Source organism: Acutalibacter sp. 1XD8-36 (genome assembly GCF_009917525.1).
Taxonomy (GTDB): domain Bacteria; phylum Bacillota; class Clostridia; order Oscillospirales; family Acutalibacteraceae; genus Acutalibacter.
Map to the genome: position 1 here is coordinate 1 of NZ_QZDU01000028.1, position 6,382 is coordinate 6,382.

General features: G+C 54.4%; 7 protein-coding genes and 1 pseudogene. All 8 read left to right on the plus strand.

The window, feature by feature from the left end; translation table 11 throughout:
- Positions 1 to 264, plus strand: a pseudogene (locus D5270_RS16130) (VirD4-like conjugal transfer protein, CD1115 family); the annotation flags it as partial.
- A gap of 52 nt (positions 265 to 316) precedes the next feature.
- The gene (locus D5270_RS16135) at positions 317 to 679 is read left to right on the plus strand and encodes a TrbC/VirB2 family protein (protein WP_166545048.1); all 363 of its coding nucleotides are present in this window, start codon (positions 317 to 319) and stop codon (positions 677 to 679) included.
- 3 nt (positions 680 to 682) lie between these two features.
- Complete coding sequence (locus tag D5270_RS16140) at positions 683 to 1,546, plus strand: hypothetical protein (RefSeq protein ID WP_166545049.1); 864 nt, start codon at positions 683 to 685, stop codon at positions 1,544 to 1,546.
- Positions 1,547 to 1,562: 16 nt separating this feature from the next.
- Positions 1,563 to 1,907, plus strand: a complete 345-nt coding sequence (locus D5270_RS16145) for a PrgI family protein (RefSeq protein ID WP_166545050.1) — start codon at positions 1,563 to 1,565, stop codon at positions 1,905 to 1,907.
- 54 nt (positions 1,908 to 1,961) lie between these two features.
- The gene (locus tag D5270_RS16150; RefSeq protein ID WP_166545051.1) at positions 1,962 to 2,771 is read left to right on the plus strand and encodes an Rpn family recombination-promoting nuclease/putative transposase; all 810 of its coding nucleotides are present in this window, start codon (positions 1,962 to 1,964) and stop codon (positions 2,769 to 2,771) included.
- 96 nt (positions 2,772 to 2,867) lie between these two features.
- Positions 2,868 to 5,207, plus strand: coding sequence for a VirB4-like conjugal transfer ATPase, CD1110 family (locus tag D5270_RS16155; RefSeq protein WP_166545052.1), 2,340 nt, complete (start codon positions 2,868 to 2,870; stop codon positions 5,205 to 5,207).
- Between the two features lie 86 nt (positions 5,208 to 5,293).
- Complete coding sequence (locus D5270_RS16160) at positions 5,294 to 5,674, plus strand: type II toxin-antitoxin system HicB family antitoxin (protein ID WP_166545053.1); 381 nt, start codon at positions 5,294 to 5,296, stop codon at positions 5,672 to 5,674.
- Between the two features lies 1 nt (position 5,675).
- On the plus strand, positions 5,676 to 6,382 hold a 707-nt coding region (locus D5270_RS16165), incomplete at its 3' end, for an S-layer homology domain-containing protein (RefSeq protein ID WP_166545054.1).

A 6,382-nucleotide genomic window follows, 5' to 3' on the forward strand; every position in this document is an offset into this window, starting at 1 on the left:
GAGATTCGTATGCTGGATAATAAGCTGGCTTTACTGTTCGTGCGCGGGGAGCGGCCCATCCTGGACGGAAAGTTTGACTTCAAGCGCCACCCGCACATTAAGGAAACCACCTATGGCTGGGCCGCGCCCTATGTCCACAATGAGCTGACCCATATTGCCGCCAGCTTTGAGCCTGTGATGGACTTGACCCAGGAGCAGGCCATGGCTTTGCCGGAGGCCAAGCCTGTGTGGTTTACCTTTATTGACGATAATGAATCCAAGTAGGAGCGGTACAGATGTGCCGCTCCTGCCATTTTTTAACGAAAGGAATGATTCCATGAATCAGAAAACAAGGAAAATCTTTCTGAAAATGAGAAAGCTGCTGGCAGTGATTGCCGCCGTTTTGGTGCTTATGAGCTGCAACCTTATCCCGGCCCAGGCCGCAGGTGCGGACGCACTCACCATCCGTCCCCTCATCACCGGGGTAACAGAGGTGGATACCATGCTCACCAACCTCAACGAGCTGATTACCGGGCTGGTCAAGGTGATTGGCGGTATTCTCTGTATCTACGGCATTTTGCAGGTGGGAATGTCTTTCTCCGGCCATGACCCCAGCCAGCGCATCCAAGGGCTGATGTGTATCGCCGGAGCAATCATTATCTTCTTCTCGCCGGAAATCCTGACTGCCATCCAGAAATAGCCTATGTTTATACAATCCATACTGGACCTGTTCAGCTTTGCCACAGAAACAAGCTACAACTTCCTGACCCAGGACCTGACTGCCTTTGCACCCAACGTGGCGCTGGCTATGGAGAACATCAACAACGGCTTGCAGGCGTTCTCCTACGCCCTGCTGGTGATTCTGACCCTTTGGAACGTGGTACGCACCGCCGGTTCCTATGTGGAGCTGAAACGCCCGGAGCACGTCTTTAAGCTGTTTGTCCGGTTTATTCTGACAAAGTACAGTATAGCGGTGGCGTGGCGGCTGGTCAATGGGATTTTCATGATTGCCGGAGCGCTCATTACCAAGGTGTTCACCACCAGCGGCCTGACGGACGGGAATATGTGGGCAGGCGTTACGGCCCCCAACTTTGACGATACCGGCATCCTCAAAATTATCTCCACCATTATGGCGGTTGTCAACCCACTATCACAAATTCCCTCGCTCCTACTGGGGCTGATTGGCTTTATCGTGGCGGTAGTGCTTTCCGTGACCCTGCTGCTGACCGTAATCGGGAGATTTTTTAAGATATATTTATTCGCGGCACTATCCCCCATCCCCCTGGCTACCTTTGGCTCGGAATCCACCCACTCCATTGGGCAGAATTTCCTCAAGTCCTTTGCCGGGGTGAGCTTGGAGGGCCTTACCATTGGGCTGGCCCTTATCGTGTTCTCGGCCTACTGCCAGTCCCCGGTCATAGACCTATCAGGGCTGGGCATTTTCCAGTGGATTGGGGATGCGGCAGAAGAAATGGCCTATATGTACAGCCTGATTTTCAATATGCTCCTGCTGCTGGGTATCATCAAGGGGGCCGACCAAGTGACCCACCGTATTTTCGGGATGTAGAAAGGACGTGATGGCAATGGCAAAAAGTATGCAGATAAAATCCAATCAGGATGTGCGGGAGTATAGGGAGGTGGTCTACTTTGGTATGACCCTCCGGCAGCTTATTTTCTCCGCGCTGGCGGCAGCGCTGGGAGTATATATGCTCTGTAACCGCAGGATGAGCATGGAGGCCGTGAGCTGGCTCTGCGTGGCGGCGGCTGCGCCCTTTGGGGCCTTTGGCTTCGTGCGCTGGCATGGTATGCCATTTGAGCGCATGATAGGGGTGTTCATCCGTTCCCGGCTGGTGCTGAACAGGCCCCTGTTTTTTAGGCCGGAGAATCCGCTGAAAGCCCTCGCGCATACGAAAGTTGGCAAGAATTAGGCTTGCAAACCTGCCGGGAAAAACGTATAATATAAGTAAAAGGGGGCGGTTCCCATGGCAATCAAGCCGTTCAAGGATTTGAGCATCGTGGACGATTTCATGTTTTCAGAAGTTATGCGCCAGCCGGAAAACGTCAAACCGTTTTTGGAGGCACTGCTGGGCAAGTCTATTGCAGAGGTCGTTTATATTGACAAGCAGAAGGACCTCAAGGACGAGTATGACGCCCATGGAATCCGTCTGGATGTGTACCTTAAGGATGAGCACAACACCAAATATGACGTGGAGATTCAAGCGTCCCTGCACAGCGCTTTGGAGAAACGGGTACGATACTATCAGAGCGGCATAGACCGGCACTCTTTGGAAATCAGCGCGGACTATGAGGACCTGAGCGAGAGCTACGTCATCTTTATCTGCGCCCAGGATTACTATAAGGCTGGGCTGGCGGTATATGAGCGGGAGAGCCACATAAAGGGCGCTCCCCGGGTTCTGTATGAGGACGGCTCCCATGTGTTCATTCTCAACGCAGACTTTACAGTAGAGAACGCCAACCATGAGATTCTGAGCTTTCTGCGCTACGTTCGGGCAGGTTACAAGGGGGAGTCCTTTGACGTGTCCCATTCCTCCTACCTGGCGCAGATCGAGACGGCTATCAGCAACATCAAGAAAAACAGCGGAAGGGAAGTGGAGTATATGACCATGGCGATGAAGATGCTGGATGAGCGGAAAGCGGGACGGGAGGAAGGCCGTAAGGAGGGTGTTAAGGAAGTGGCGCAGCGTATGCTTTCCCACGGCCTTTCGCCGGAGGAAATCAGCGGTTTGACTGGGCTTGACCTATCCGAAGTAGAGAAGCTCACTCGCCAATAAGTCTATCAGTTCATCAGGAAACGGAAAAGGCGCTCCCAGACGGAGCGCCTTTTGTTGTACACATTTTGAGTAAGAAAAGGAGAGTGATACACAAGAATGTTGCAAAGCGAAAAGAAGATGAAAGCCCGGCACCGGGAGAAAAACTACTTCAAGCGTCCCCGCTCCACCCAGGATTTGATTCCCGTGGACACCGTGTACCCGGATGGGATGTTCCTCTCCAATGGCAGCATCTATTCCAGGACCTACCGCTTCTCTGACATCAACTACCAGATAGCCGGTCAATCGGAGAAGGAGGGCATTATCCGGGATATGCGGGCGCTGGCTAAGGGCTGCACCCCCGGTGAGATGTCCCAGATCACCATTATCAACCGGCACATCAACCGGGAGCTGCTGGAACGGCTGCAATACCAGACTGCCGGGGACGGCCTGGACGAGCTGCGCGGGGAAATGAATGGGATTCTGGAAAGCCAGGCCGGGCGGGGCACCGGCATTATTCAGGAGCGGTACTTTACCGCCTCTGTCAGCAAGTCCACGCCCAAAGAGGCCGGGATACACTTTGACAGAGTGGGCACAGAACTGGCCCTGGGTTTTGCCAACATGGGCTCCAAGCTGGCCCCAGTTGACCTGTCGGACCGTCTACGCATCCTCCACGACTTTTACCGCCCCGGGGATGAAAATTACTGGCACTTCGACTTTGAGGACAAGCGGCGCAAAAGGCACAGCTTTAAGGACAGCATTGCCCCCATGAGCTTCCTCCCAGCGCCGGACTACTTCAAAATCGGGAGCCGCTACGTCTGTGTGCTGGCAATGACCGAGTACGCCAGCTGGATTTACGATGATACGGTCAAGGAGCTTATCAATCTCGATACAGAGATGATTATTTCCGTGAACTTCCTGCCTGTGCCCACCGAGGAAGCCGTGAAATACTACACCCAAAAGCTGGATTCCCTGGAGGCCAACTCCATGCGCTTTCAGCAAAAGCAGCTCCAGCGGATGCAGATCGCGCCCCCGGAGCCGTACAACTTCCGCAAGGACAGGGACGCTATTACAGACAGCCTTAACGACATCATCCAGAAGGACTTGGGGCTGGTGGTGGCTACCGTCACCCTGGCGCATATGGCGGATTCCCTGGAGCAGCTTGATTCCGACACGGAGCTTATCCGCAATGTCACCAGAGGCAAAAACTGCGAGTTCAATATCTGCACCGAGCAGCAGCTTGACGCGCTCAACACGGTCCTGCCCTACGGCCTGGACCGTATCTCCATGGACCGCAGCCTCACCACCGAAACCCTGGCAGCGTTCGTGCCCTTTTCGGCCCAGGAGATTTGCGATTCATCCGGGGTACTCTACGGGCAGAACGCAGTCACAAGAAATTTGGTGGTGGTTGACCGGCTGGCTAAGAGCAGCGGCAACGGCTTTGTGCTGGGCATGACCGGAGGCGGCAAGTCCTTCTTCTGCAAGAATGAGCTGGTGTCCCTGCGGCTGAAATATCCCCCGGACAAGGCCGACTTCCTGCTTTTGGACCCTGAGCAGGAGTATGGAAAGGTAGTCACAGAGCTGGGCGGCGAGGTGTATCATGTGGGCCAGGACAGCATCAATCCCTTTGATTTGGAGCTGGACATGGACGAGCGGAACCCCCTGGCCTATAAGACCGAGTTCATTACCACTTTCTGTGAGAAAGTCAGCGAGGGGGACGGGCTGGACGCACAGACAAAATCCCTTATAGATAGAGCAGTAAGAACTGTTTACAAGGACTTCCTGAAATCAAAGGGCAGGTTTCTGCCGCCGCTGCTGGGGGACTTCCGGGCCGCTCTCCAGAAGATGGATAATCCCCGTGCCGGGGAACTGGCCCTCTCCTTAGAGCGCTTTGTGGACGGTGCGCTGAATACGTTCTCTAAGTCTACTAACATTGACACCGGCAACAGCCTGATTTGCTACAGCTTGAGCGGCCTGCGGGACCAGATGAAACCCATTGGCACCATCATCACCCTGGACCACCTGCTGGGCCGGGTCATGCGTAACTACAAGGCCGGGAAGATTACCTTTGTGTATGCGGACGAGTTCGCCCTGCTGTTCCAGGACGAGGACACCGGCAAGTTTTTCTCCAACCTCTGGCGCAGAATCCGCAAGTACAACGGCTACTGCACCGGCGCTACCCAAAACTGCGAGGAAGTGCTTGCCAGCGAATCCGGGCGGGCCATGCTCTCCAACACGGATTTTGTGGTCATGCTCAACCAGTCCCCCTCCAACGCCCAGCAGCTCTCCGAGCTGTACAAGATTACAGAAAACCAGCGGACCTACTTCACCAACACCCAGCCGGGACACGGCCTTATGAAGATCGGCGGGGCCATGATTCCCTTTATCAGTACCGTCCCGGCTGATACCCGGCTATATAAGCTGCTCTCCACTAATCCGAGAGAGCGAAAGTGGAACTGAAAAGAATTTGAAAACGTAACTAAAAAGGTGTTGCAATCTGCAAGAGGGTGTGTTATACTATGGGTAGAGAAGGAGGGATACTCATAATGAAACCCACAAACACACTCCAGTACAAAAACTATCTCTGTCAGGTTTCCTACTCCAACCTGAAAGACAGCCTGATTGGGCGGATATTGGGAATGAAACAAATACCCATATTCACAGCGCAGACCGTGGCGGGAATCAAGGAGAGTTTCCACCGGGCGGTAGACGATTACCTCACTGCCTGTGCGGAAACCGGCAAGGAGCCTACAAAGCCGTTTACCGGGATGTATACGCTTCGCTTTAGCCCGGTTGTCCAAGAGGCATTGACGGTCTATGCCCTGGCCCACGATACCACTTTGGCACAGGTCATGCAAAAAGCCCTGGATGAGTTTATAGAAAACCACGACATACCAATGCCGGGAGAAAATGGGGAGGAAAACTAAGATGAAAAAGAGATGGATTGCAACGCTGTTAGCGTTACTCATGGGAATGAGCCTGTTGACCGTCAATGCCTCTGCCGCAGCAGAGAAGTTCACGGACGTGAAACCGGGGGCTTGGTACTACACAGCCGTAGACTATGCGGTAGGTGAAAAGCTGTTCAATGGTACGTCTGCCACTACCTTTTCCCCCAATGGCGCTATGACCAGAGGAATGTTCGTGACGGTGTTGGGGAACAAAGCCAAGATTGACCCGAAGGACTATCCCACAAGCAGTTTCAGCGATGTGAAAGCCGGGGTATGGTACGCACCCCATGTAGAGTGGGCCGCGCAGAACGGCATTGTGAACGGCACGGGGGGCGGTAAATTCAGCCCCGACAAGAGCGTGACACGGGAGCAGATGGCGGTTATCCTTTACAACTATGCCAAGTTCACAAACTGCGACCTGACGGTCCGGGCTGGCCTACTGGAGCAGTTCCCGGATGGGAACAAGGTGTCCGGCTATGCTAAGTATGCTATGGAATGGGCCGTTACCCACAAGATCATCAACGGCAGCGGCGGCAGACTGGATGCCAGCGGCACAGCCACCAGGGCGCAGGTGGCGCAGATCTTCTACAGCAGCCAGGAACTGTTGGCAAACGGCGGCAGTGAGAATCCCCAGCCTCCCACGCCCTCCCCCAGCCCGGATGTAACGCCCAGCCCCTCTCCTGTCCC

Bases quoted from the DNA above. Each gene is read 5' to 3' on its own strand.
- D5270_RS16150 (WP_166545051.1), top strand. From the start codon at position 1,962: ATGGCAATCAAGCCGTTCAAGGATTTGAGCATCGTGGACGATTTCATG.
- D5270_RS16135 (WP_166545048.1), top strand. From the start codon at position 317: ATGAATCAGAAAACAAGGAAAATCTTTCTGAAAATGAGAAAGCTGCTG.
- D5270_RS16145 (WP_166545050.1), top strand. From the start codon at position 1,563: ATGGCAAAAAGTATGCAGATAAAATCCAATCAGGATGTGCGGGAGTAT.
- D5270_RS16140 (WP_166545049.1), top strand. From the start codon at position 683: ATGTTTATACAATCCATACTGGACCTGTTCAGCTTTGCCACAGAAACA.
- D5270_RS16155 (WP_166545052.1), top strand. From the start codon at position 2,868: ATGTTGCAAAGCGAAAAGAAGATGAAAGCCCGGCACCGGGAGAAAAAC.
- D5270_RS16160 (WP_166545053.1), top strand. From the start codon at position 5,294: ATGAAACCCACAAACACACTCCAGTACAAAAACTATCTCTGTCAGGTT.